Below are 19,807 nucleotides of genomic sequence, written 5' to 3' on the forward strand. Positions count from 1 at the left end.
ACTTTTTGCTAGCTTGTCATCCAGAACCTGCAAAACAGGTATCTCTACAATGTTGCAGGATCTGCATGATACTTTACTTATCGGTCGCAAGGTACTCTTAATTATCTCATGCCTCAGAACAGGTGTTATGTATTGATGCAACGCTCGCGTGACCAAGCGGGTACAGCTTGATGTTAGGCAGGGGAAAATCGCCCCTTCTTGCCGCCAGGATCCTGTTTGATCCTCAAGATGAGCTGACTGCTGCCGAAATCAGAACGCTCGCAAGCGCGATAGGCAGTGTGTTCGTGGGATCCGTGGTGAGCTGTTCAAACGATGCTGACCCTGACCAGCGTGACGCATTATTCGATGGTACAACCGAGTTGGAGATCATATCCGCTGGCCTCAGCTTTATCGTACGCGGCCTAGTACCGTTAGATGCTGCTACGATGTCAATTTACGAGAAAGTCATCGGCTTTGACGATAAAGCATCGCTTGATGTCGCTACTCTCAATACTCTGGTGATCGAACCAGGGCCTCTTATTCGATCAAGCATAGCGTTGCCTCCCATCGTTCGTGCGCTTGCCAGCCTCACAGCGGAACTGAGCGCCCTTCAGAACACTAGGGCGATTTTGTGGAATTCATCTGGCAACCTGATTGAACCTGGCTTGTTTCGCAAACAAGTGACCCAGTGGAACACTGACCATATCTTTCCAGTGGCGGCATTGAGCCGGCTGTATAAGGACCAGTATGGCTCACTGTGCACGCAGGGGCTCTCAGTCTATATCGGCCAGGAGCTCGAAATCGAGCAAGCTACGCTCATTCGGCTGTCAGATCGCCAGAGCCTCATGATAATCCGGCTCGTGGAATGGCTGATTGCGAATGGGCCAGTCATGAAAACTATCCACCTCACCAGTGAAGAGTTCGGCGGGTTGGAAATCAGACGGTCCGCTAGCGGAAGCCATGCTTTAGTCAGGCTTGCTACAACAATCTATTGATCAGATTCGATTGCCGTATTCAGGTTCCGAATCCAACCGCCACATGCCGTGCCAGAAAGGCAAAATAACGCTCTGGCGAAGTGAGTCGTTTACCAATTATTCACCATATCTGAGAGATCTGAATCCAATTCGGATGCAATTCGGAATAATTTACAGCTCTGTTTATAAAGCGAATTTTCTCCATTCTCGATTGAACGTGGAGCAGTTTCGGACTTACTTTGAAATTAGAAGTTTGACCAAAATACAGCCTACTACTTAAAGTACCCTTGCGAAATCAAACAGTTGTTTCGCTGCTATAGAGAGGGGGCTATCTTGGAAAAACCAAGCGAAGACGTGGCTGCTGGGCATGTACTCACAACTTTAGTCAATCGGTTGGAAACGGTGATAGGTCGTCTCGAAAGAAACCAATCTTCCGCTCAAACGCATTCCGATAGTACTTTTAATCTTAGATCTCGTGCTCAAGATCTGGAGCAGAATTACTCTTCAATCTTGGAGGTACCAGGTAGACGTAGCGTTGCGCACCCGCTTCCGAGAGTTGGGATAATCCAATGGCTGATCTTTCAGCGTAGCGAGCGGAACAGATTTTTCTCTGCGGACATTTTCCGTGACCCGGCGTGGGATATTTTGCTGGATCTTACACTGGCCGAGATAAAGCAGCAGCAGATTTCAATCTCATCTGCGTGCCTGGCGGCGCAGGTTCCACCAACCACCGCGCTCCGACACATCGAAGAATTGGAAAAACTAGGGCTGATTGAAAGGGAAAACGACCCAACCGATAAGCGCCGACGGCACATAAAGCTGACCAATGAGGCCCTCCGCGCGATGGCAAACTATTTCCAGCTAATTCTGCAAGAAACCCCTAGCCGCGAAGACTTGTGTATTGAACGCTCAGCTATAGCGACAGCCTGATTGCCTATGTTCCAGCTGCGATGACAATAGCTATCTTCGCCTAACAGCAAACAGATACGACACTTGCCCTCGTTCCGCTGGCGCCAACGAGGGGCCTTGCTGGAGCACGCGGGCGCAATGCGCTTGGCATGCTCCATGTCCATCCCGCGCTCCACCGGCCATACAGGCGACCCATCCCAACTGATCCGCATCGGCCGGATCATCGCCGTCGATCGCGCCAGCGCGCGTTGCCAGGTCGAAATCGGCGACCCCGATCGGCAAAGCGTCACCACCATTTTCATTCGCTGGGGTGTGCTGCGCGCGGGCGAGACCATTATCTGGAGCCCGCCCAGCGAAGGCGAGCAGGTGCTGCTTTTCTGCCCCGATGGCGACATTGCCCAGGCCGTGCCCTTCGGAGCGCTCTACAGCGCAGACTATCCCGCGCCTGCCACCGACACCCGCGAATTCATTCGCTTCGCCGATGGGGCGGAGATTGGCTACGATGCCGATAACCACCATCTCGACCTGACCCTGCCGCCGGACGCCACTACACGCATCGAAAGCGATGGCGGCGTGACCATTATCGGCGATGTTCGGGTGGAAGGCGATGTGTTCGCCGATGGCATCAGCCTTAAACAGCACCGCCATCTCGGCGTGCAGCCGGGGGCCGGCATCTCCGGCATGCCGCAGGAATGAGCGCTACCACCGGCATGAACCGCCAGACCGGCAAAGCGCTTTCGGGTGCCGATCATCTTGCGCAATCCGTGGGCGATATCCTCACCACGCCGATCGGCACGCGCATCATGCGTCGCGATTACGGATCGATGCTGATGGATCTCCTCGATCAGCCGCTCAACAGCGCCACGCGCCTCCTGCTCATCACCGCCAGCGACACCGCCCTGCGCAAATGGGAGCCGCGCCTGAAGGCCCGCCGCTTCCGTTTCGACTTCGAGGGCGCCGCATCCGGCCAGGTCGGCGTGCAGATCGAAGGCGAACGCACCGATCTTCCCCGCGCCAATGAGCGGATCACCCTTTCCATCCCCATCCGCACGGGCGGCGCCTCGCCCGTTTCCGCCAGCTGAAGGATCTGCATATGCATGGCATCAAGGTGAATGAACGCATCACCGGCACTCGCCCGATCGAGGCTCTCTCCACCGCCATCATCGGCTTGCTCTGCACCGCCAGCGCTGCTGATGATCAGGCAGCTGATCTGGAAGCCACCTTCCCTCTCGATACGCCGGTCCTCGTTACCGATATTCGCAAGGCGATTGGCCAGGCCGGCACCGGCGGCACATTAAAGCCCGCGCTGGAGGCGATTGCCGATCAATGCAGCCCGGTGCTGGTGGTCGTGCGCGTGGCCGAAGGGGATGACCCCGAAGAGAACGACACCAAGCTGATCGGCACGGTGGATGCACAGAACACCTATACCGGAATGCAGGCCTTTCTGGCCGCGCAGACACAGCTCGGCTTTTCGCCTCGCATCCTCGTCGCGCCTGGTCTCGACACACAGCCCGTGACCACGGCCCTGCTTCCCATCGCGCGCAGTTTGCGCGGCATAGTCTATGCGCAGGGTGAAGGCGAGAATGTTGCCGACGCCCTCACCTATGCGGACAATTTCAGCGACCGCGAGCTGATGCTCATCTGGCCACGCTTCGCCCATGAATTTCTCGGAGACACCATCGCCCGCGCCGCCGGCCTGCGCGCGAAGATTGATCAGGAAATCGGATGGCACAAGACGCTCTCCAACGTTGCCGTTTCCGGCATCACGGGGCTCGATCGTGATATTGGCTTCGATCTCCTTGGCGGCGACAATGACGCGCAGACCCTGAACGCGGCCGGCATCACTACGCTGATCCGCCGCGACGGCTTCCGCTTCTGGGGCAACCGCACCATGAGCGACGAACCGCTCTTCGCTTTTGAAAGCGCGGTGCGCACCGCGCAGGTGCTCAAAGATGAAATCGCCGCCGGTCTCGCCTGGGCCCAGGATAAGCCGCTCACCCGCGTGCTGGTGAACGATATCGTCGAAACCATCCGCGCCCGCTTCCGCCGCCTCATCGCCCAAGGACGGCTGATCGGCGGCGACGCCTGGTACGATCCGGCACTCAACAGCGATGGCGATCTCGCCGCAGGACGGCTGACGGTGGATTTCGACTTCACGCCCGCCGCCCCGCTTGAAGGTCTGACGATAAATCAGCGGATTACGGACCGCTATTACGCCAGTTTCTCCGATCTCGTCGCCGCCTAATCACGCGCCCTCCTCAGCTTTCCAGACATAGAAAAGGATCCCCGCCATGGGCCTGCCGCACAAGCTCAAGAATATGAATCTTTATGATGAAGGCGTCAGCTTCATGGGTGAGATTGGCGAACTCACACCGCCGACCATCAGCCATGCAACGGAGGATTGGCGCGGCGGCGGCATGCTCGGCCCGGTCAAAATCGACAACGGGCTGGAGGCTCTGGAATTCGAATGGACGCTCGGAGGCTATGTCTCTCAGGTCGTTTCTCAAATGGGCGAGCTGGCGATCGACGGCGTGATGTTGCGCGCGATGGGTGCTTTTCAGTCCGATCAGGATGGCGGCGTCAAATCGGTCGAGCTGGTCATGCGTGGCCGGCACACAGAGCTTGATCGCGGCACCTGGAAACCGGGCGACGATACAGAGAAGAAGCTGAAAACCGCGCTCTCCTATTACAAGGAGATCGTCGACGGCACCACACTGCTCGAAATCGACATGATCGCCGGCATCTACAAGGTCGGCGGCGTCGATCGCTACGCCCAGATCCGCGCTGCCATCGGCGGCTGATTTCCAACCAGGTTCGCCAGGCGGGGCTTCGCGGCTTTCCCGTCTGGCGGACATTCGAAAAGCCGCGCTGATTGAAGGAAGCCGCGATGAGTGAAGACACCACCCCAGATGAAGCGCCCGGCATGGTGCTACTTTCCCAGCCCATCGAACGGGGCGAACAGGTAATCACGAAAGTGCAACTGCGTGAGCCACGCGCCGGCGAGATGCGCGGTCTCTCCATGGTCGACGTCGCCAAGCTTGATACCGATGCGCTGGTCAAATTGCTGCCGCGTATTTCCAACCCACCGCTTCTGGCGCAGGAAATCGAAGCGCTGCGTTCCTGCGACCTTTTTGCCCTTGCTACGGAAATCGCAAATTTTTTGCTGCCGGAGGGGACGAGGCCCGAATCCCTGCCGATCTAAGCGACGCCATGGCCAATATCGCCCTCGCCTTTCACTGGTCGCTCGAAAGCATGGGAACGCTGTCCCTGGCTGAGCTGGGGGACTGGGAAAGGCGGGCGATCGACAAGCTGGAACTTCTGCACAGAGATCCGCGATGAACAAATCGCTCCGCCTGCAAATCATCTTCGATGCACTGGATAAGCTCAGCGAACCGCTGAAGGGCATATCCGGTCGTTCGAAGAAACTGAGCGGCGATCTCAAAGAGACGAATGCGGAAATCCGCCGTCTCGAAAAGACCCAGAAGACGATTGACCAGTTCCGGAAACTGAAGAAAGCCACCAGGGCGACTGAGGCTGAATTAAGGGAAGCCAAACAAGCCGCAGAGCAGCTCGGCCGCGAGTTCCATCAGACCGAAGCCCCGACGAAGCAACTTGGCAAGGAATTCAAGGCTGCTCGGCGAAAGGTGGAACAGCTGGAAACCCGCCTCGACAAACAGAATGGAACCCTGCGCGACAGCCGCAGCCGGCTTTCTGACGCTGGCATCAACACACGTAATCTCAGCGCAGATCAACGCGCTCTGGCAACCCGTCTTGGCCAGGCGAATGGTGAACTGGCCCAGCAGAAGCAGCGCCTGGAGGCTCTAAACAAGGCCAATGCCCATGCGCGTAAGCTGCGCGCCATGGGGTCGGGCGTCAGCAGTGCTGGCGTCAAAGCCAGCATCGGCGTCACCGCCCCGCTTGCCGCGCTCGGCAACGCTGCATTTCAGGCGGCAAGCGATGCGGCCGAGCTGGAATCCGCCTTTGAAGTCACCTTCGGCAATTCCGCCAAAAAAATGCGGGCCTGGTCGGTCGAAACCGGCGATCTTCTCGAACGCTCCACCCAGGAAATGATGGCCATGTCGATGGCCTATCAGGATATTCTGAAGAAACAGGTCGGCGGCGGCAAAGCTGTCGAAATGAGCAAGGAACTGACCCTGCTGACGCAGGATCTGGCGAGCTTCAAAAATCTTAGCAACGATGTAGCGCAGCAGAAGATCTTCTCCGGCTTGATTGGCGAAGCCGAACCCTTGCGCGCCGTCGGCGTCCTCCTTTCCGATGCGACAGTGAAGGCAAAGGCGCAGGCGATGGGGCTTGAACAGCTCAATGGCGAATATACCGAAGGCGCCAAGGTGCAGGCCCGCTTCGCTTTGATCCAAGAGCAACTTGCCGATGCCCAGGGGGACATTCTGCGAACACAGGACAGCACAGCCAATCGGCTAAAGGCATCCACATCGGCATGGGACGAATTGAAGGTGGCGATTGGCGACAGGTTGCTGCCCAAACTCACCCCGGTCGTCAACGCCATTACCTCCCTGCTCGAAGCCTTCGGTAAATTGCCGCCCGGTCTGCAGGAATTCATCGTCTGGGCAGCAATCATTGCGGCTCTGCTTGGCCCGGTTCTGATCGCAATCGGCGGGTTGATTTCAGTCTTTGGCGCTTTGTCGGCAGTGGCCGGGGCACTCAGCATGGGGCTTCTGCCCCTGCTCGGCATCATCGCTTTGGTCGCCGCTGTGGCTGTTGCGATCGGCGCAGCCGCCTATCTGATCTACACCCATTGGGACAGCATCAAGGCCGCTTTCGCATCAGGCTGGCAAATGATGCTGGGCGTATGGGAATGGATCAAGCAGACCTTCCAGAAATTCCCCGCGCTATTTGGCCCCCTGGGGATAGCCGTGGCGCTCATTTCGAAACACTGGGACGCGATCAGCGTCATCTTCCATGCCGGAATAGAAAAGGTGAAGAGCTTTTTCACCGGTCTGCCAGATTGGTTCAAGACAGCGGGTCTCGCCATCATCACGGGGTTGGTTTCCGGGCTTGGCCCGGCAGGTGGGATCCTTTCCAAAAAGCTCATTGCCATTGCGAAATCGGGCATCACCGCTTTCAAGAACTTCTTCGGCATCCATTCACCATCCCGGCTTTTCATGCAGATGGGTGGCTATATGACCGAAGGGCTGGCGCGCGGGCTCGAAGGCGGCACACGCCGCCCTTTGGCCGCGCTGGGCAACCTTTCATCGGCCATGGGGGCACGCGCCCTTCAGGCCCCGCCCAAATTGCGACTTGCGCCCGCTTGGCAGCCTGCACGTGGCGCCGGTGAGCGGGGATCTGCATCAGCCCCGCCCTCCGCGCTTCATATCGGCCGCATAGAGATCCAACAGCAGCCGGGCGAGGATGCAGAAGCGCTGGCCAACCGCATCATCACTACAATCGAACGCCGCCGGGGCGTGGATCAGCGGAGTGCCTATTACGATGGCGAGTGATCACCTTCTGGCGCTCGGCCTCTTCGCCTTTGGCATGGACACGATTTCCTATCAGGATCTCGAACGCCGAACCGACTGGAATTATGGCCGCACCGCCCGTTACGGCGCGCGGGACGTGGCGCAATTCACCGGGCCGGGCAGCGACACGATTACGCTGAACGGCGTTCTGGTGCCCGAACTCGCCGGCCATTATTCCGATCTCGATCGCCTGCGCGAAATGGGCGATAGTGGGAAGGAGCATTCGCTCGCCCGCGGCGATGGCACCGTGCTCGGCCGCTTCATCATCATGGCGCTCGACACGCGCGAGCAGAACATCATCAAGGGCGGTCGGCCGCGGCGCTATGACTTCGCGCTCGATCTCCAGAGGGTCGACTGATGCTCGCCAATCGCGCGGGCTTCAGCCTGGTAATCGACGGCACCGATATTGCGGACACCATCGCGCCACATCTCAATCCCGGCGCGCTGCCGCTGGACGGAAAAAAGCGTGTCCCCCGGCTGATATCGCTTTCGCTGACCGAGCGGCTGCAGGAACAGGCCGACCGGCTCGAAATCACCCTCTCCAACCATGATGGAGAGCTCGCCCCGGTCAAACGCGGGCGCTTTATTGATCTGGCTCTGGGCTGGGTCGGCGGGCGCGATGTCATGCCTGGCCTGATTTCCAAGGGCCGCTTCAAAGTGGATGAGGTGGAGAAGGAAGGCCCGCCCGACACCCTCACCATCCGTGCCCGCTCGGCCGATCTGACCGGCACCTATCGCACGCGTCGCGACCGGAGCTGGAACGAGACGACGCTGGGCACACTGCTTGGCGAGATCGCCCGCATCAACGGCCTCACCGCGCGGATCCATCCTGATCTGGCGAGCCTCGTCATTACCGCGATCGAGCAGGCTGCGAAGAGCGATGCCGCTTTCATCCGCGATCTGGGCGAACGCTTCGACGCCGTAGCCACGGTGAAGGCGGGTGCGCTAATCTTCCTGCCCATCGGTGCGCAGACCAACACCGCCGGCGAAAGCTTCGGCAGTCTCCCCCTCACCCGCCAGGCGAACAGCCGCTTTCGCTTTCTTATTCCCGATCGGCAGGAGCATGACGGGGCCGAGGCGCAATGGCATGACCGCGATCAGGGGAGGAAGCGCACGGTCACCACAGGTGCCGACAGCAATCCGAAGCGCATCAAACGCAGCTTCGCCAGCGAGGCCGAAGCGCGGCAATGTGCCGAGGCAGAAAGCCGCAAAGCCCAGCGCGGGCACTATCAGTTCGACTATGAAATGGCGCTTGGCGATCCGGGCATTGAACCCAACCAGCGCGTGACGCTATCAGGGTGGGATAGCGAGATCGATGGCATTGCGTGGCTAGTGGAAGAGGCGAGCCACACGCTCGATGCAAGTGGCGGCCTTGGGACTTCGCTGAAGCTGATGAGCTTATCGAATATCAGACAAATGGAGTCTTGAAACTTCATTTTCAATTAGAGGCAAAACAGCAACAATACGGGAATAGAAACTTGCCACCAATTTCGGCGGCGGTGGGGAGGGAATATCTCATAGAATGATATATCGATCGCTTCGAGAAGCTCTTCGATAGAATTAGAGAGATCAGTAATCCTATCATATACGGCAGCGCTACGACGCCACCCTCTTTCCTCAAATGGGGCGCCGGTCGCTAATTGTCGAATTTCAATCAGATCCTGATCGTCGAACGAGATACCCACCTCTCGCAAGACGCGCAAATGGCGGGACAAACTTTGAATCTCTGATTTCAGCTTAGACGCCTTCAACGCTCTTAGCTTGGGATCCGGACCTAACCAATATTCTCTGGCTGAAATCTTGAGAGCATCTGTGCGGCCACGCAATTCACGGACTAGTTCACGCACTTCCTTTCGAAACTCTCGCCGATCTGCCATGTTTGCCACAACAAACCAACCAACCACCGTTACAAGTGCGGTGATTGCGAAAGAAAACTGGACTACTTTATCCAGGGGCCAGTCACCTATTGCCAGTAGCTTTGAATCTCAGAGACCAACGAAGAATCTCTTGAAATCAATTTTAGCGATTTCAACAAAATATCTCGACTAAACCCGGCACGGTTCAAGCCACCGAAAGCTTCTTCTAGAAAAGAGGAGCCAAGCCCTCTCGTTCCATCAAGGTTGATCGCCATGCGCTGATTGTTATGCAGCGCGGGTAATAGAAACTGCTCTCTGAATCGTTCACCCGAGTTAGGCCCATCACTGACGAAGCGCCCCGCTGGGGCACGAGAGAAATCTTTTGCAATGTCAATCACAATTTCCACCATCCGATTCTCTTGCAGCATCGCTTACCGAGACTTTCCAAGAAATCAATGTCCCCAGCAGTGAGGTATCATAATTACCTTCCGCAGTCTCGGCCTCCTCAGCATCATAAGCAAGATGGCTACTACCACTCATTATGACAACACCACCAACGTCTGATTCATGTAAAGCGTTCCAGATCTGATGCATGCCTTTGCCTCGATTTGTTTCTTCCGTACTCGTTTCACCCAATACCAGTGCAGTCTTAATCGAGGCGAGGTCAGGTGGTAGGAATCTAAAAAAATTCCTTATTTTTTTCAGTATATTACGATCCCATTTCATCGGGAGCGAACGAGAAATTCCGATACCTAAATCACAAACGATCACTTGGAGCATTCCGTCAAGTTCGTGAGTGAACATCCACCAGCGCCTCTCTCGAAATTCTCTGCAATTGTCGAGACGGCCAGCTTGATAAGCATGATGCAGACTGTTCGTGATTGCTTCGACGAGGCCAATTTGCATCTTCTCCATTAATGCCGGGGCAACACGACCTTCATATTCATCCAAAACGTCCCCAGGCTCTTCGTCTACCCGCGTTCCTGTTGCATATCGCCAGTGTCTAACACTATCATCAAAGCTCGTTCTATCGGAATGAATCTGCGCATGTGATGTCCGCTGCAATAACTCAATCTGATCTAGAACCTGCCTTACGATCTCTGCTTCCGTTGAATCCCCATCCGGTAGCTTGCAGACAATTCGCTGCTCGGCTCTTCCCATTCGCTGTGCACGGTCGACTTCGGCAACAACAACTAGCATTCCGATCGCCATGATTTTTTTCGTTTGCGAAAAATCCAAGACTACGTTTCGATGCGATTGGAGATAAGCCTCTCGAATCTTTCTGCAAAACGTTAGAGTTTGCTGCCTAGCCGTTTTCCCTAAGAGATTTATTTCGCGAGGAGCCAAAAGCCGCGTAAAATCTGATCCATAACGAGCCCGTGCAGCCGGCCACTCGCGCTGACCATTGCGATTTCGATGACGCTTCTCTCTCTGCCGAACTCGCCGCTGAAATCGCTTGGTGACAACACCGATCGGGAGGCTAACTTTCTGATTCATAGCAAACCAAATAGTTACCCGAAAACCTTGCCGTTCATAAAGCGAAGCACCGCACGAACGTCGGTACCTTTGGTGAAAACCACTTCGCAAACACCCCAACCTGAGCCGCAGATTTTGACTTCCGCATCAAGATCGAAAGTCCCCGAATTCTCCACAGAGAATGCAGTGATGGACCGCCAGGGGAAGTTCGAAAACTCAATCTTTTTCCCAGTTATCCCCTGCCGGTTATATACGATCAGACGTTTGCTGGTAAAAATTGCCCCGTCGCGGACTCCTTTGAATTCGTTTTCGACCTCTTCGCCTTCCATCAGCAAAGGCGAATAGAGCTCACTTGCTGTACCGATCTTTACTGGGTGCCCCACAAAAACTTTGCCCATGAATGGGTGCGCTACAGCTGACATAATCTCAGTTCCAATATGCTCAAATAAAGACGCAGCTTCAGCCTGCATTCAACCCGACGTCCGGAATGACCACTTTAGTCAATTTCCATCCGAGGCCATCTCGCGTGAACACCATGCTAGCGCTATCCTTTTCAGCCTTCGGAACAGCTCGAAAATGATCGAAGTCGGTCCGTTCAATCGTCCAATCGGGGAAAGTTCCTTCACTCTCGCTCCACTGTTGCCCCCCTTTGAATTGGCCTCGGGCAACCATGATTCCCATAGCTTCGGGAGTTACAAGTCCGTCGATCATCCGATCGAGCACACCCATCGCGATTATTCCGCCAAATGCCTCGAGACCGCCTGCATCCTCGCGCTCCATTTCTACGACGAGATAAGCTTTCAATTGAGATTTAAGCGATTCACGAACCGAAGCGAAGTCGATGCGGGCTTCCAAAGAAGCTACATCACCCTCGACGGCTGCATCGCGCAACTTGCCCAACGCGTAAGCGGGTGACAAAAAATACCAACCAACAGATGCAGCAAGAACGACAGCGATAATGGCAACCACAAGTTTCTTAGACATTCTCCCCCCTCAGAGAATTCAGGTTCCACCTAAGTGGCAAGCATTCCTAAGTATGATTACTTACAGCAACAACCATCAGTGTAAATATGGATGAACAGAGTCAATCATCCGACCGACGCTTTCAGCTTATTTTACAATTTAGTTAAACCGTCTTCAGTACCGCAACGACACGGCCTATTATGTGGATTTCTCCATCCACGGCAGTTTCGGGGGGGACGTTTTGGTTGTCGGATAGGATCTTTACCGAACCATCAGGCTTGGGGCGGAGGCGTTTTATCATGCCTACATCGCCATAAGCGAAGACCCAGATCAGGTCGGACATTTCGGGGCTCATCTGGCCGCGGTCAATCAGGACGACCTCGCCGTCCTCGATCGTAGGCGCCATGGAGTTGCCTTGCCCCTTGCTCCAGAACAGGTCTTCCGGCTTGGCGTTCGTGAAAAGGCGGATCCACGAGCGGGAGAATGCCCGCCTCTGTTCCTCAACTGGCTGATCGAGATATGTCCCACCAAGCCCGTATCGAAGATCGATTTCCGCTATTTCAACGATGTCATCATTGACCAGCTTAGGCACCTTGCCACGGCGAGGCTTAGACTGTGGGTCAAAATCGTCAGCCTCATCCGACTCACCGGTTAGATATTCGGGAGTGGTTTTGAGTTCGCGAGCGATAACATGGAGATAGCTCGAACTTCGTGTTTTACCGGAGATGAGTGCGGATATGGTCGGCTGTTTGACGCCAACACGGCGCGCCAACTCCGCACCCGACATTTCGAGCGCCTCCAAGCGTTCACGGATGCGGTCACCAACGGTCATCGGCGCACCCTATAGAAAGGGGTATAGAAACGCGCCTTAGTTTTTTCTATTGACGAGGTATAGCGATAACTATACCCAATAGTCATGACTAAGCCAATGACCCCATATGAAGCTCTTAGCTGGCTCGTTCAGATCGCGGGATCTCAGAGTGCCCTTGCTCGAGCTCTAGGCATTTCTCAGCCAACCGTTTGGAAGTGGCTGCAGTCATCGAAGCGTTTGCCTGCGGAATATGTCTTGAAAGCCGAGCGCCTCTACGGTGTTTCTCGCCACGATCTGCGGCCTGACATTTATCCGCGTGACTATCCCCCAGCGCCAGAAGTGCGCTGGCACGGTCTCGATCGCCGCGCGGGGATGTCTGCATGATAATTCCTCTCTTTCCTTTTCGGTCGGCCCATCCCTCCTCTCCCGTCAAGAGGGTCGACCACTTTGGGCCGGGCAGCGGAGCGTTGACCCCACAACCCCGATCTGTCCGGCCCATTCCCTCCTATTTCGCTCCTGCCCGCCCGTCATCGGGAGAAGGCGCCAAAACTTCCCCTCTCTGCCTGCGGAGCCACGCATGACCCTCAGTGTTCAGGAACAATTGCAGGCCGATAAGGCGCGCGAGCTAATCGCGGGTGTCGGCGGGCTGGAGCCTGCTTCGGACATCACCGATCTCTCCACCAGCCAGCTTGGCCGCTATCAATCCAAGCATGAGCGCGATTCCATGCCCGCCCGCGTCATCGAACAGCTCGAAGCGGTGACGCATGGGCAGGCGAGCCATCCGGTGATGACCCGCCATCTGGCGCGGCGGCAGGGTTTCGTGCTGGTGCCGCTACCCAATGCCCTGCCCGGTGAAGGCGAATGGAACCGGCACATTGCGCGCCTTTCCCAAAAGGCGGGCGATCTGATCGCTGGCCTCGCCACCGATCTGGCGGATGATCAGGACGTCTCGCCGCGCGAAGCGAAGAAGCGCATCGCACCGGCGGACCGGCTTGTTGAAATCGCTGCAGAGCTGCGCGCGGCCCTGATCGCGCGGGCCGAAGGGGATTGCTGATGGCGGGCGAAGGTGCCCTTTCCTCGCGCCCGGCCGGCCACCACACGCGGCTGCGCCGGGGCAGTGTGATCTGCCCGGTCTGCCACGCCAATGGCCGGATCGAAGGCAGCGAGCATGTGACCGATCTGGTCAAGACGCTGTGGGTCCATTGTTCCAACACCTCCTGCGGCATGACCTGGCGGATGCATCTCTCCTTTGAATTCGTGATCAGTCCCTCGGCGATTCACCGGCCCGATCTCAACCTGCCCGGTGCGCCCTCCGACTATCCGCGCCAGACCTACGCCCCCGGCCCTCCCGCCAGCGTGGCAACGGCAGAGGACGCGCATGATCCGAACCAGATGACGATCTTCGATAATCTGGGTGGCAAGGATCCCAAATCCCCGCCCTGATCGGCGCCTGCTTTCCCCCATACATCGCGGCCCCTGCCGCACCGAAACAATCCCCATCAGAGGAAGGAGTGCCCCGTGGCCGCAACAACTGATGACCGCCTCCGCTTGCTCATCGAACGCATCGAACGGCTTGAGGAAGAAAAGAAGAATATCTCCGACGATATCCGAGAGGTTTACGCCGAGGCGAAGGCCGTTGGTTACGACGTGAAGATCCTCCGCCAGATCGTGCGCCTGCGCAAAATGCAGCCCGACGACCGGCGCGAGATGGAGTGCATTCTCGAGACCTACAAAGCCGCGCTGGGGATCGGCTGATGCAGCGCCTCCCCATCATCCACCAATGCGGCCGCTGCGCGCGTTCGCATCACGGCCCGCATCTGCCGCCCGGTTGGGCGCAGCATCCCCGCTACGGCGCCCTCTGCGACGATTGCGGCGAGCGCCTGCGCCTGACGGCCCAAACCGGCCTCACCGCGCGAGAAGCGGCATGAGCGAGAGCGATCCCGAGCTCGAACATCTGCGCGCGCTGTGCGCCCGCGCCGAACGCTGGGCAGCGCGGATCGAATGGGCCGTGTTCGCAGCAGCGATCGCCCTGGCCTTTGTCTGCACGCCGATAATCGCGAAGAACATCGCGCTGGGCTTTTGCGCGGAGTGGATACTGCCATGAGCGTTTCAGCCACATCGCGGCAGCTCGACGCCCTGCGGTTTATCCAGGGCTATCAGGAAGTGCATGGCTCCTCGCCCACACTGACCCAGATCAGCGAAGGTCTCGATCTTCGCTCGCGCGGAGGCGTTCATCGCCTCGTGACAGGGCTGGAGGAGCGCAGCTTGATTCGTCGCGCCGCCGCGCCCGCCCGTTCAATCGAGATTTGCGAGGCGGTCGCTCTGCCACGAGCACCGGATGGCGCGCCTCTCTTTTCCGTCACCCCGAAAGGAATCAGTCCATGAGCCTGCCCGCCCCCGTCCAGAATATTATCAAGGCCATCGCCGACGAGATGGCGCAAGACGACGCCCTTCTCGCCCAGATCAATCAGAGCCACCAGCCATGTCGAAACAGCCCCGCTGCGCGATCTACGCCCGCTTCTCGACCGACCGGCAATCGGAAACTTCCGCCGAAGACCAGGTCCGCGACTGCCGGCGCTATGCCGAAGCGCAAGGCTGGGTAGTCGCCGACGTCTTTACCGACCTCGCCATCTCCGGCGCCAATAATCGGCGGCCGGGGATGACGGCGATGCTTGCCGCCATCGCGGAGGGAAGCATTGAGATCGTGCTGGCCGAAGATCAGGACCGTCTGGCGCGCGATCAGGAAGATATCGCAGCGATCTACAAGCGCGTCATCTTTGCCGGTGCGCGGATCATCACGCTTTCCGCCGGCGAGTTGTCGGAGCTGCATATCGGCCTGAAGGGCACGATGGATGCGCTCGAGCTGAAGAAGATGGCAGAGAAGATCCGCCGCGGGCAGCGCGGCACGGTCAGCCGCGGTCGCGTGCCAGGGGGGCTTTGCTACGGTTATGAAGTGGTCCGCAAGCTGGATGACAAGGGTGAACTTGATCGCGGCCTGCGCCGCATCGTTCCCGAACAGGCAGAAGTCGTTCGCCGGATCTGCCGCGAATATGCCGATGGGCGGAGCATCAAGGCAATATGCCGTGATCTGAACAAAGAAGGTATCAAGAGCGCGCGGGGTGGCGAGTGGCGCGTCTCCTCGATCTCGGGTAATCGCGCCCGGAAGATCGGCATCCTTCACAACCCGATCTATATCGGCAAGCTGGTTTACAATCGCGTGCGAATGCTGCGCGATCCGGAAAGCCGGAACCGCATTTCACGGCCGAACCCGGAAAGCGAGCTGGAAACCGTCGATGTGCCCGAACTGCGCATCATCGACGAAGAACTATGGCAACGTGTTCAGGAACGCCGCCGCATCGAAGCCGAGGTCCGCCCTGAACATCGCCGCAAACCGCGCCATCTGCTTTCCGGCCTTATCCAATGCGCTGAATGCAGGGGCAATTACATCTCCTATGGCAGCGGCCGCTTCGGCTGCACCAACCATCGCGGCGGCGGCAAATGCGACAATGCGCGCACCATATCCTATGAAGAATTGCAGCGCCGCGTGCTGGCCGGTCTGGAAGACAAGCTGCTCTCGCAAGAGGCTGTGGATCTGCTCGTCGCTGAATTCCACCGCGCCCGCCAGAAACATCAGAGCGACATCGATCGCCGCCGCAAACGCACGGAGAAGAAACTGCGCGAACTATCCGGCGCCATTGATCGCCTGGTCGCCGCCATCGCCGATGGCGGCAGTGAATTTGCCGAAGTGCGGGAAGCATTGCGCCAGAAAAAGGCCGAGCGTGACCAGCTTCAGAATGAAGTTGCTGAGCAGGAAGCCCTGCCCGCCATCGCACTCGATCCCCGCATAGCGGAAACCTATCGTACCCGGATCCGGAATCTGATTTCGGGTGCGGAAAGACAGGAAGTGACCCTGTCGAACTCGTCCGGCCAGATCAGGCAACTGATCAACGCCGTTATCATCTATCCACGAAGTGCCGACAAGGATATCGAGGTTTACGGCTCGCTAGAAGCCGCCGTAGCCCTTGCTACCACCGGCCAAGCAAGGAGGGAGCTACAGCCGTGTTTAACGATGGTAGCGGAGGAGGGACTCGAACCCCCGACACATGGATTATGATTCCACTGCTCTAACCACCTGAGCTACTCCGCCCCAATCGGGGACCAGCGTTGTTTTCGCTGGCGAGGCGGCGCATTTACGGCGGGGTTTGCGATTGGTCAACCTCGAAAGGGCCAATCTCTTACAAACTCCCACGGGCCATCGCGATAGATGTGGAGCCCGATGGCGCGGAAGCGAAAATTCTGCTTTGAAATCAAGGGCTCAAGCGATTGCTGCAAAGCCTTCGCTTCTTTGGCAGAAACCTTGTTTTGAATCGTCACATGCAACCTCGGAACGGCTTGGTCCTGCGGTGTGAGCAAGCCGTGAAAGCGTTCGGCGATTTCCGCGCGAATCTCTTCCATGTCGGGACTCGTTATGCGCAGCGCTGTGCCCTGGCCCAGCGACATGATTCCTTCCAGCACCGCGGCAGGCGGCGGGCATTGCGCGACGATGTCTGCGAAGCAATCGCGTAGTTCACCCTCCACGCTGGGCGGCAAGGCATGAAACAGCGTGACATGGGCCGACAGGTGGTTCCGCTCAGGCGGGAAGTGTTCTCGCCTCAGACCAGTCGCCCAAGAGGCCAGATCCTTCGGCAATTCAGCGGTGACGATAAAAGGCGCGCTCATAAGGATAAAACGCACCGGCGGCGCTATATTTCCCCGCGCTTACGACGAATAGCGAACCACTTTTCCACATTGCGGTTATGTTCATCGAGCGTTTTCGAGAACACATGGCCGCCCGTGCCATCGGCAACCATGTAGATCGCGTCGGTCTCGGCCGGATTGAGCACGGCAGCGATCGAGGCGCGTCCAGGATTGGTGATCGGCCCCTTGGGCAAACCGACCATCGAATAGGTATTATAATCGTTGATCGCAGCAATTTCCGACTGACGGATACGGCGGCCGAGCGGTTTACCCTTGGTGATCGGATAGATGATCGTCGGGTCCGCCTGCAGCATCATGCCTTTCTTCACTCGATTGGAATAGAGGCCCGCAACCATGCGCCGCTCCTTGGGCAGCGCGGTTTCCTTCTCGACGATGGAGGCCAGCGTCACCGCTTCTTGCGGCGTATCAACGGCGATGTTTTTCGCCCTGCCCTGCCACAATTCGGCAACCGTATCGGTCATCGCCTGCTGCATCCGTGCCAGCACGTCGGCCCGGCTCTCGCCGCGCTCGAAATCGTAGCTTTCGGGGAGCACAGAACCTTCCGCCGGAACGTCGATCTTGCCGGTCAGCAAGGGCTCGGCCATCAGCCGCTCATACACCATGATGGAGGGCATGCCCTCCGGTATGGTGACAAAACGGCGAACGACATCGCCATGCTGAAACGTATCGAGAATAGTGGCCGGACTGGCCCCGGCGGGGAGCATGAACTCGCCCGCCTTGATCGGATCATCGCCAGCAAAAATCTTTGCCCGGGTGAGAAAACCATCCGCCGAATCGATAATGCCTTCTTCTTCCAGTTTCTGTGCCACCGCCGTGAGCGACGAGCCGGAAGAAACCAGGAAGGCACGGTCCTTTTCCAGATTGGCGGAGCCCCACCAACCGGATGCAAAAATTGCGGCCCCGATCAGGACCACGGCCATTCCGGCGAGGATCAGAAAAACAACACCGCGCCGAATCATGGCCATGTCCTTAATCGACCTGCTTCATCACCAGGCTGGCGTTGGTGCCACCAAAGCCAAAGCTGTTGTTGAGCACAGCCTTAACACTGCGTTTCTTGGCCGTGTGGGGCACCAGGTCGACGCCTTCTGTGCCTTCATCCGGATCATCCAGATTGAGCGTCGGTGGGACGATCTGATCACGCATGGCGAGCAGGCAGAAAATCGCCTCCACCGCGCCCGCGCCGCCCAGCAGATGACCGATGGCCGATTTGGTCGAGCTCATCGACATGGTCGAAATGGCATCGCCGAACAGGCGGCGAACGGCACCAAGTTCAATCGTATCCGCCATGGTGGATGTGCCATGCGCATTGACGTAATCAATATCCGCAGGCGTCATTCCGGCCTTTTTCAGCGCCATTTCCATCGCGCGATAGGCACCAAAGCCATCAGGATGCGGCGCCGTAACATGATAGGCATCGCCCGACAGGCCATAGCCAACCACTTCGCCATAAATCTTCGCGCCGCGCGCCTTGGCATGCTCATATTCTTCAAGCACCACCACGCCGGCGCCTTCGCCCATCACAAAGCCGTCGCGACCCTTGTCATAAGGGCGGCTGGCCTTTTCCGGCGCATCGTTGGAAGACGTGTTGAGTGCACGCGCCTGTGCGAAACCGGCAACGCCGAGCGGATTGATCGTGCCTTCAGCACCACCCGCCAGCATGATGTCGGCATCATCATCCTTGATCATGCGTGCCGCATCACCAATCGAATGGGCACCGGTGGAGCATGCGGTAACCACCGCGTGATTCGGCCCCATCAAACCATATTTGATCGAAACCTGGCCAGAAATCAGATTGATCAGCCGGCCATGCACGAAATGCGGACTGACGCGGCCCGGGCCGCGTTCATGCAGAACGATCGATTCCTTTTCTATACCCGGCAGGCCGCCAATGCCCGAACCGATGGAACAACCGGCGCGCAGTTTCAGCGCATCATCCATCTTATCGAGACCGGCATCTTCGAGCGCCTGTCCGGCGGCATCGATGCCATAAATGATAAAGGGATCAACCTGACGCTGAACCTTTACATCGACTCGCTTATCGGGATCGAAACCATATTCATGGTCCGGCGATTTCACTTCGCAGGCGATCGTGCATTTCTGACCGGTTGTGTCGAATCGGGTAATCGTCCCCGCCCCGCTCTTGCCGGCGATTAGGTTTTTCCAGCTGGTTTCGACATCGCCGCCCAGCGGCGTCACGAGGCCCAATCCGGTTACGACAACACGGCGCATAGTATCTCTCCAAAATCACGAAAGGCCCAGCCGTAAAACGGCTGAGCCTTCGTGCCCCGTCTGCGATCGGCGGGCCTAACGCGGCGGGGCGATCAGGCTATTAGCCCTTATGTTCGTCGATATATTTGATCGCGTCGCCGACGGTTGCGATCTTTTCAGCCGCATCATCGGGGATTTCGACGCCGAATTCTTCTTCGAACGCCATGACCAGTTCAACAATGTCGAGGCTGTCGGCGCCCAGATCATCAATAAAGCTTGCGTCGGGTGTGACCTTTTCGGCCTCGACACCCAGATGCTCAACAACGATCTTTTTAACGCGGTCGGCGGTATCGCTCATGGAAAAGCCTTTCAGAAGGA

General features: G+C 57.6%; 29 protein-coding genes, 1 tRNA gene and 1 pseudogene. 18 read left to right on the top strand and 13 right to left on the bottom strand.

Annotated elements, in window-relative coordinates; genetic code table 11:
* The first annotated feature begins 167 nt into the window (after positions 1-167).
* The 11 genes from GRI91_RS03715 (at position 168) to GRI91_RS03765 (ending at position 8,785) form a co-directional block, all read left to right on the top strand.
* Positions 168-974 carry a hypothetical protein gene (locus GRI91_RS03715; protein ID WP_160735241.1) on the top strand — a complete coding sequence of 269 codons (807 nt, stop codon included), beginning with the start codon at positions 168-170 and terminating at the stop codon, positions 972-974.
* Between the two features lie 312 nt (positions 975-1,286).
* A complete protein-coding gene (locus GRI91_RS03720) occupies positions 1,287-1,883 on the top strand; it encodes a winged helix DNA-binding protein (RefSeq protein ID WP_160735242.1) in 597 nt (198 codons plus the stop codon).
* 135 nt (positions 1,884-2,018) lie between these two features.
* Positions 2,019-2,558: a phage baseplate assembly protein V gene (locus tag GRI91_RS03725; RefSeq protein ID WP_160735243.1), complete on the top strand. Its 540-nt coding sequence runs from the start codon at positions 2,019-2,021 to the stop codon at positions 2,556-2,558.
* Positions 2,555-2,944 (top strand): GPW/gp25 family protein, encoded by a 390-nt coding sequence (locus GRI91_RS03730; RefSeq protein ID WP_202385422.1) that lies wholly within the window; start codon positions 2,555-2,557, stop codon positions 2,942-2,944. Before GRI91_RS03725 ends, GRI91_RS03730 begins: the two co-directional genes overlap by 4 nt.
* An 11-nt stretch (positions 2,945-2,955) precedes the next feature.
* A complete protein-coding gene (locus tag GRI91_RS03735) occupies positions 2,956-4,107 on the top strand; it encodes a phage tail sheath subtilisin-like domain-containing protein (protein ID WP_160735244.1) in 1,152 nt (383 codons plus the stop codon).
* A gap of 46 nt (positions 4,108-4,153) precedes the next feature.
* On the top strand, positions 4,154-4,663 hold the full coding sequence (locus GRI91_RS03740) for a phage major tail tube protein (RefSeq protein WP_160735245.1): 510 nt from the start codon (positions 4,154-4,156) through the stop codon (positions 4,661-4,663).
* 71 nt (positions 4,664-4,734) lie between these two features.
* On the top strand, positions 4,735-5,064 hold the full coding sequence (locus GRI91_RS03745; protein ID WP_237437617.1) for a phage tail assembly protein: 330 nt from the start codon (positions 4,735-4,737) through the stop codon (positions 5,062-5,064).
* An 8-nt stretch (positions 5,065-5,072) separates the two neighbouring features.
* Entirely contained in the window at positions 5,073-5,201 is a 129-nt protein-coding gene (locus tag GRI91_RS03750) for a GpE family phage tail protein (RefSeq protein WP_160735246.1), read from the top strand.
* The gene (locus GRI91_RS03755; RefSeq protein WP_160735247.1) at positions 5,198-7,339 is read left to right on the top strand and encodes a phage tail tape measure protein; all 2,142 of its coding nucleotides are present in this window, start codon (positions 5,198-5,200) and stop codon (positions 7,337-7,339) included. Before GRI91_RS03750 ends, GRI91_RS03755 begins: the two co-directional genes overlap by 4 nt.
* Positions 7,329-7,715: a phage tail protein gene (locus tag GRI91_RS03760; RefSeq protein WP_160735248.1), complete on the top strand. Its 387-nt coding sequence runs from the start codon at positions 7,329-7,331 to the stop codon at positions 7,713-7,715. The genes GRI91_RS03755 and GRI91_RS03760 overlap by 11 nt, the downstream gene beginning before the upstream one ends.
* Positions 7,715-8,785, top strand: a complete 1,071-nt coding sequence (locus tag GRI91_RS03765; RefSeq protein ID WP_160735249.1) for a phage late control D family protein — start codon at positions 7,715-7,717, stop codon at positions 8,783-8,785. Before GRI91_RS03760 ends, GRI91_RS03765 begins: the two co-directional genes overlap by 1 nt.
* Positions 8,786-8,799: 14 nt before the next feature.
* Here GRI91_RS03765 and GRI91_RS03770 read toward each other — a convergent pair whose 3' ends face one another.
* From GRI91_RS03770 to GRI91_RS03795, 6 genes are all read right to left on the bottom strand, one after another.
* Complete coding sequence (locus GRI91_RS03770; protein ID WP_160735250.1) at positions 8,800-9,204, bottom strand: hypothetical protein; 405 nt, start codon at positions 9,202-9,204, stop codon at positions 8,800-8,802.
* Positions 9,205-9,320: 116 nt separating this feature from the next.
* Positions 9,321-9,623: an STAS-like domain-containing protein gene (locus tag GRI91_RS03775; protein ID WP_160735251.1), complete on the bottom strand. Its 303-nt coding sequence runs from the start codon at positions 9,621-9,623 to the stop codon at positions 9,321-9,323.
* Positions 9,604-10,425 carry a hypothetical protein gene (locus GRI91_RS03780; protein WP_160735252.1) on the bottom strand — a complete coding sequence of 274 codons (822 nt, stop codon included), beginning with the start codon at positions 10,423-10,425 and terminating at the stop codon, positions 9,604-9,606. The genes GRI91_RS03775 and GRI91_RS03780 overlap by 20 nt, the downstream gene beginning before the upstream one ends.
* 299 nt (positions 10,426-10,724) lie before the next feature.
* Positions 10,725-11,159, bottom strand: a complete 435-nt coding sequence (locus GRI91_RS03785; protein ID WP_202385423.1) for a PH domain-containing protein — start codon at positions 11,157-11,159, stop codon at positions 10,725-10,727.
* The gene (locus GRI91_RS03790) at positions 11,149-11,673 is read right to left on the bottom strand and encodes a DUF2939 domain-containing protein (protein WP_160735253.1); all 525 of its coding nucleotides are present in this window, start codon (positions 11,671-11,673) and stop codon (positions 11,149-11,151) included. Before GRI91_RS03790 ends, GRI91_RS03785 begins: the two co-directional genes overlap by 11 nt.
* A 142-nt stretch (positions 11,674-11,815) precedes the next feature.
* Positions 11,816-12,484: an XRE family transcriptional regulator gene (locus tag GRI91_RS03795; protein ID WP_160735254.1), complete on the bottom strand. Its 669-nt coding sequence runs from the start codon at positions 12,482-12,484 to the stop codon at positions 11,816-11,818.
* 96 nt (positions 12,485-12,580) lie between these two features.
* On the opposite strand from GRI91_RS03795, the gene GRI91_RS03800 reads away from it, so the two are divergent.
* The 4 genes from GRI91_RS03800 to GRI91_RS03815 all read left to right on the top strand — a co-directional run bounded on the left by GRI91_RS03800 (position 12,581) and on the right by GRI91_RS03815 (position 14,218).
* Positions 12,581-12,847, top strand: a complete 267-nt coding sequence (locus tag GRI91_RS03800) for a transcriptional regulator (RefSeq protein ID WP_237437618.1) — start codon at positions 12,581-12,583, stop codon at positions 12,845-12,847.
* Positions 12,848-13,040: 193 nt separating this feature from the next.
* On the top strand, positions 13,041-13,517 hold the full coding sequence (locus GRI91_RS03805) for a hypothetical protein (protein WP_160735256.1): 477 nt from the start codon (positions 13,041-13,043) through the stop codon (positions 13,515-13,517).
* Entirely contained in the window at positions 13,517-13,906 is a 390-nt protein-coding gene (locus GRI91_RS03810; protein WP_160735257.1) for an ogr/Delta-like zinc finger family protein, read from the top strand. Before GRI91_RS03805 ends, GRI91_RS03810 begins: the two co-directional genes overlap by 1 nt.
* Positions 13,907-13,981: 75 nt before the next feature.
* A complete protein-coding gene (locus tag GRI91_RS03815) occupies positions 13,982-14,218 on the top strand; it encodes a GapR family DNA-binding domain-containing protein (RefSeq protein ID WP_160735258.1) in 237 nt (78 codons plus the stop codon).
* Here GRI91_RS03815 and GRI91_RS03820 read toward each other — a convergent pair.
* Complete coding sequence (locus GRI91_RS03820) at positions 14,191-14,361, bottom strand: hypothetical protein (protein ID WP_160735259.1); 171 nt, start codon at positions 14,359-14,361, stop codon at positions 14,191-14,193. The genes GRI91_RS03815 and GRI91_RS03820 overlap by 28 nt on opposite strands.
* A gap of 26 nt (positions 14,362-14,387) precedes the next feature.
* Here GRI91_RS03820 and GRI91_RS03825 point away from each other — a divergent pair, with 26 nt between their 5' ends.
* The 3 genes and pseudogenes from GRI91_RS03825 to GRI91_RS15975 form a co-directional block, all read left to right on the top strand.
* Positions 14,388-14,567, top strand: a complete 180-nt coding sequence (locus tag GRI91_RS03825) for a hypothetical protein (protein ID WP_160735260.1) — start codon at positions 14,388-14,390, stop codon at positions 14,565-14,567.
* Positions 14,564-14,848 (top strand): LexA family protein, encoded by a 285-nt coding sequence (locus tag GRI91_RS03830; RefSeq protein ID WP_160735261.1) that lies wholly within the window; start codon positions 14,564-14,566, stop codon positions 14,846-14,848. Before GRI91_RS03825 ends, GRI91_RS03830 begins: the two co-directional genes overlap by 4 nt.
* A 97-nt stretch (positions 14,849-14,945) precedes the next feature.
* Positions 14,946-15,962: pseudogene (locus GRI91_RS15975) on the top strand (recombinase family protein); the annotation flags it as partial.
* Between the two features lie 183 nt (positions 15,963-16,145).
* Here GRI91_RS15975 and GRI91_RS15980 read toward each other — a convergent pair.
* From GRI91_RS15980 to GRI91_RS03860, 6 genes are all read right to left on the bottom strand, one after another.
* The gene (locus GRI91_RS15980) at positions 16,146-16,403 is read right to left on the bottom strand and encodes a hypothetical protein (RefSeq protein WP_237437619.1); all 258 of its coding nucleotides are present in this window, start codon (positions 16,401-16,403) and stop codon (positions 16,146-16,148) included.
* 130 nt (positions 16,404-16,533) lie between these two features.
* Positions 16,534-16,610 (bottom strand) — tRNA-Met (locus GRI91_RS03840).
* 65 nt (positions 16,611-16,675) lie between these two features.
* Positions 16,676-17,182, bottom strand: a complete 507-nt coding sequence (locus tag GRI91_RS03845; protein WP_160735262.1) for a 2'-5' RNA ligase family protein — start codon at positions 17,180-17,182, stop codon at positions 16,676-16,678.
* 23 nt (positions 17,183-17,205) lie between these two features.
* The gene (mltG, locus tag GRI91_RS03850) at positions 17,206-18,180 is read right to left on the bottom strand and encodes an endolytic transglycosylase MltG (RefSeq protein ID WP_160735378.1); all 975 of its coding nucleotides are present in this window, start codon (positions 18,178-18,180) and stop codon (positions 17,206-17,208) included.
* A gap of 10 nt (positions 18,181-18,190) precedes the next feature.
* On the bottom strand, positions 18,191-19,450 hold the full coding sequence (gene fabF, locus GRI91_RS03855; protein ID WP_160735263.1) for a beta-ketoacyl-ACP synthase II: 1,260 nt from the start codon (positions 19,448-19,450) through the stop codon (positions 18,191-18,193).
* A 100-nt stretch (positions 19,451-19,550) separates the two neighbouring features.
* Entirely contained in the window at positions 19,551-19,787 is a 237-nt protein-coding gene (locus GRI91_RS03860; RefSeq protein WP_160735264.1) for an acyl carrier protein, read from the bottom strand.
* Positions 19,788-19,807 lie beyond the last annotated feature (20 nt).

This window comes from Altericroceibacterium endophyticum (assembly GCF_009827595.1).
Lineage (GTDB): Bacteria > Pseudomonadota > Alphaproteobacteria > Sphingomonadales > Sphingomonadaceae > Altericroceibacterium > Altericroceibacterium endophyticum.

What these genes read in the sequence shown, in the direction of transcription:
- GRI91_RS03725 (WP_160735243.1), top strand. Translation starts at nt 2,019, where the DNA reads ATGTCCATCCCGCGCTCCACCGGCCATACAGGCGACCCATCCCAACTG.
- GRI91_RS03730 (WP_202385422.1), top strand. Translation starts at nt 2,555, where the DNA reads ATGAGCGCTACCACCGGCATGAACCGCCAGACCGGCAAAGCGCTTTCG.
- GRI91_RS03735 (WP_160735244.1), top strand. Translation starts at nt 2,956, where the DNA reads ATGCATGGCATCAAGGTGAATGAACGCATCACCGGCACTCGCCCGATC.
- GRI91_RS03740 (WP_160735245.1), top strand. Translation starts at nt 4,154, where the DNA reads ATGGGCCTGCCGCACAAGCTCAAGAATATGAATCTTTATGATGAAGGC.
- GRI91_RS03750 (WP_160735246.1), top strand. Translation starts at nt 5,073, where the DNA reads ATGGCCAATATCGCCCTCGCCTTTCACTGGTCGCTCGAAAGCATGGGA.
- GRI91_RS03755 (WP_160735247.1), top strand. Translation starts at nt 5,198, where the DNA reads ATGAACAAATCGCTCCGCCTGCAAATCATCTTCGATGCACTGGATAAG.
- GRI91_RS03760 (WP_160735248.1), top strand. Translation starts at nt 7,329, where the DNA reads ATGGCGAGTGATCACCTTCTGGCGCTCGGCCTCTTCGCCTTTGGCATG.
- GRI91_RS03765 (WP_160735249.1), top strand. Translation starts at nt 7,715, where the DNA reads ATGCTCGCCAATCGCGCGGGCTTCAGCCTGGTAATCGACGGCACCGAT.
- GRI91_RS03775 (WP_160735251.1), bottom strand. Translation starts at nt 9,623, where the DNA reads ATGGTGGAAATTGTGATTGACATTGCAAAAGATTTCTCTCGTGCCCCA.
- GRI91_RS03780 (WP_160735252.1), bottom strand. Translation starts at nt 10,425, where the DNA reads ATGGCGATCGGAATGCTAGTTGTTGTTGCCGAAGTCGACCGTGCACAG.
- GRI91_RS03785 (WP_202385423.1), bottom strand. Translation starts at nt 11,159, where the DNA reads ATGCAGGCTGAAGCTGCGTCTTTATTTGAGCATATTGGAACTGAGATT.
- GRI91_RS03790 (WP_160735253.1), bottom strand. Translation starts at nt 11,673, where the DNA reads ATGTCTAAGAAACTTGTGGTTGCCATTATCGCTGTCGTTCTTGCTGCA.
- GRI91_RS03795 (WP_160735254.1), bottom strand. Translation starts at nt 12,484, where the DNA reads ATGACCGTTGGTGACCGCATCCGTGAACGCTTGGAGGCGCTCGAAATG.
- GRI91_RS03800 (WP_237437618.1), top strand. Translation starts at nt 12,581, where the DNA reads ATGACCCCATATGAAGCTCTTAGCTGGCTCGTTCAGATCGCGGGATCT.
- GRI91_RS03805 (WP_160735256.1), top strand. Translation starts at nt 13,041, where the DNA reads ATGACCCTCAGTGTTCAGGAACAATTGCAGGCCGATAAGGCGCGCGAG.
- GRI91_RS03810 (WP_160735257.1), top strand. Translation starts at nt 13,517, where the DNA reads ATGGCGGGCGAAGGTGCCCTTTCCTCGCGCCCGGCCGGCCACCACACG.
- GRI91_RS03825 (WP_160735260.1), top strand. Translation starts at nt 14,388, where the DNA reads ATGAGCGAGAGCGATCCCGAGCTCGAACATCTGCGCGCGCTGTGCGCC.
- GRI91_RS03830 (WP_160735261.1), top strand. Translation starts at nt 14,564, where the DNA reads ATGAGCGTTTCAGCCACATCGCGGCAGCTCGACGCCCTGCGGTTTATC.
- GRI91_RS03845 (WP_160735262.1), bottom strand. Translation starts at nt 17,182, where the DNA reads ATGAGCGCGCCTTTTATCGTCACCGCTGAATTGCCGAAGGATCTGGCC.
- mltG (WP_160735378.1), bottom strand. Translation starts at nt 18,180, where the DNA reads ATGATTCGGCGCGGTGTTGTTTTTCTGATCCTCGCCGGAATGGCCGTG.
- fabF (WP_160735263.1), bottom strand. Translation starts at nt 19,450, where the DNA reads ATGCGCCGTGTTGTCGTAACCGGATTGGGCCTCGTGACGCCGCTGGGC.
- GRI91_RS03860 (WP_160735264.1), bottom strand. Translation starts at nt 19,787, where the DNA reads ATGAGCGATACCGCCGACCGCGTTAAAAAGATCGTTGTTGAGCATCTG.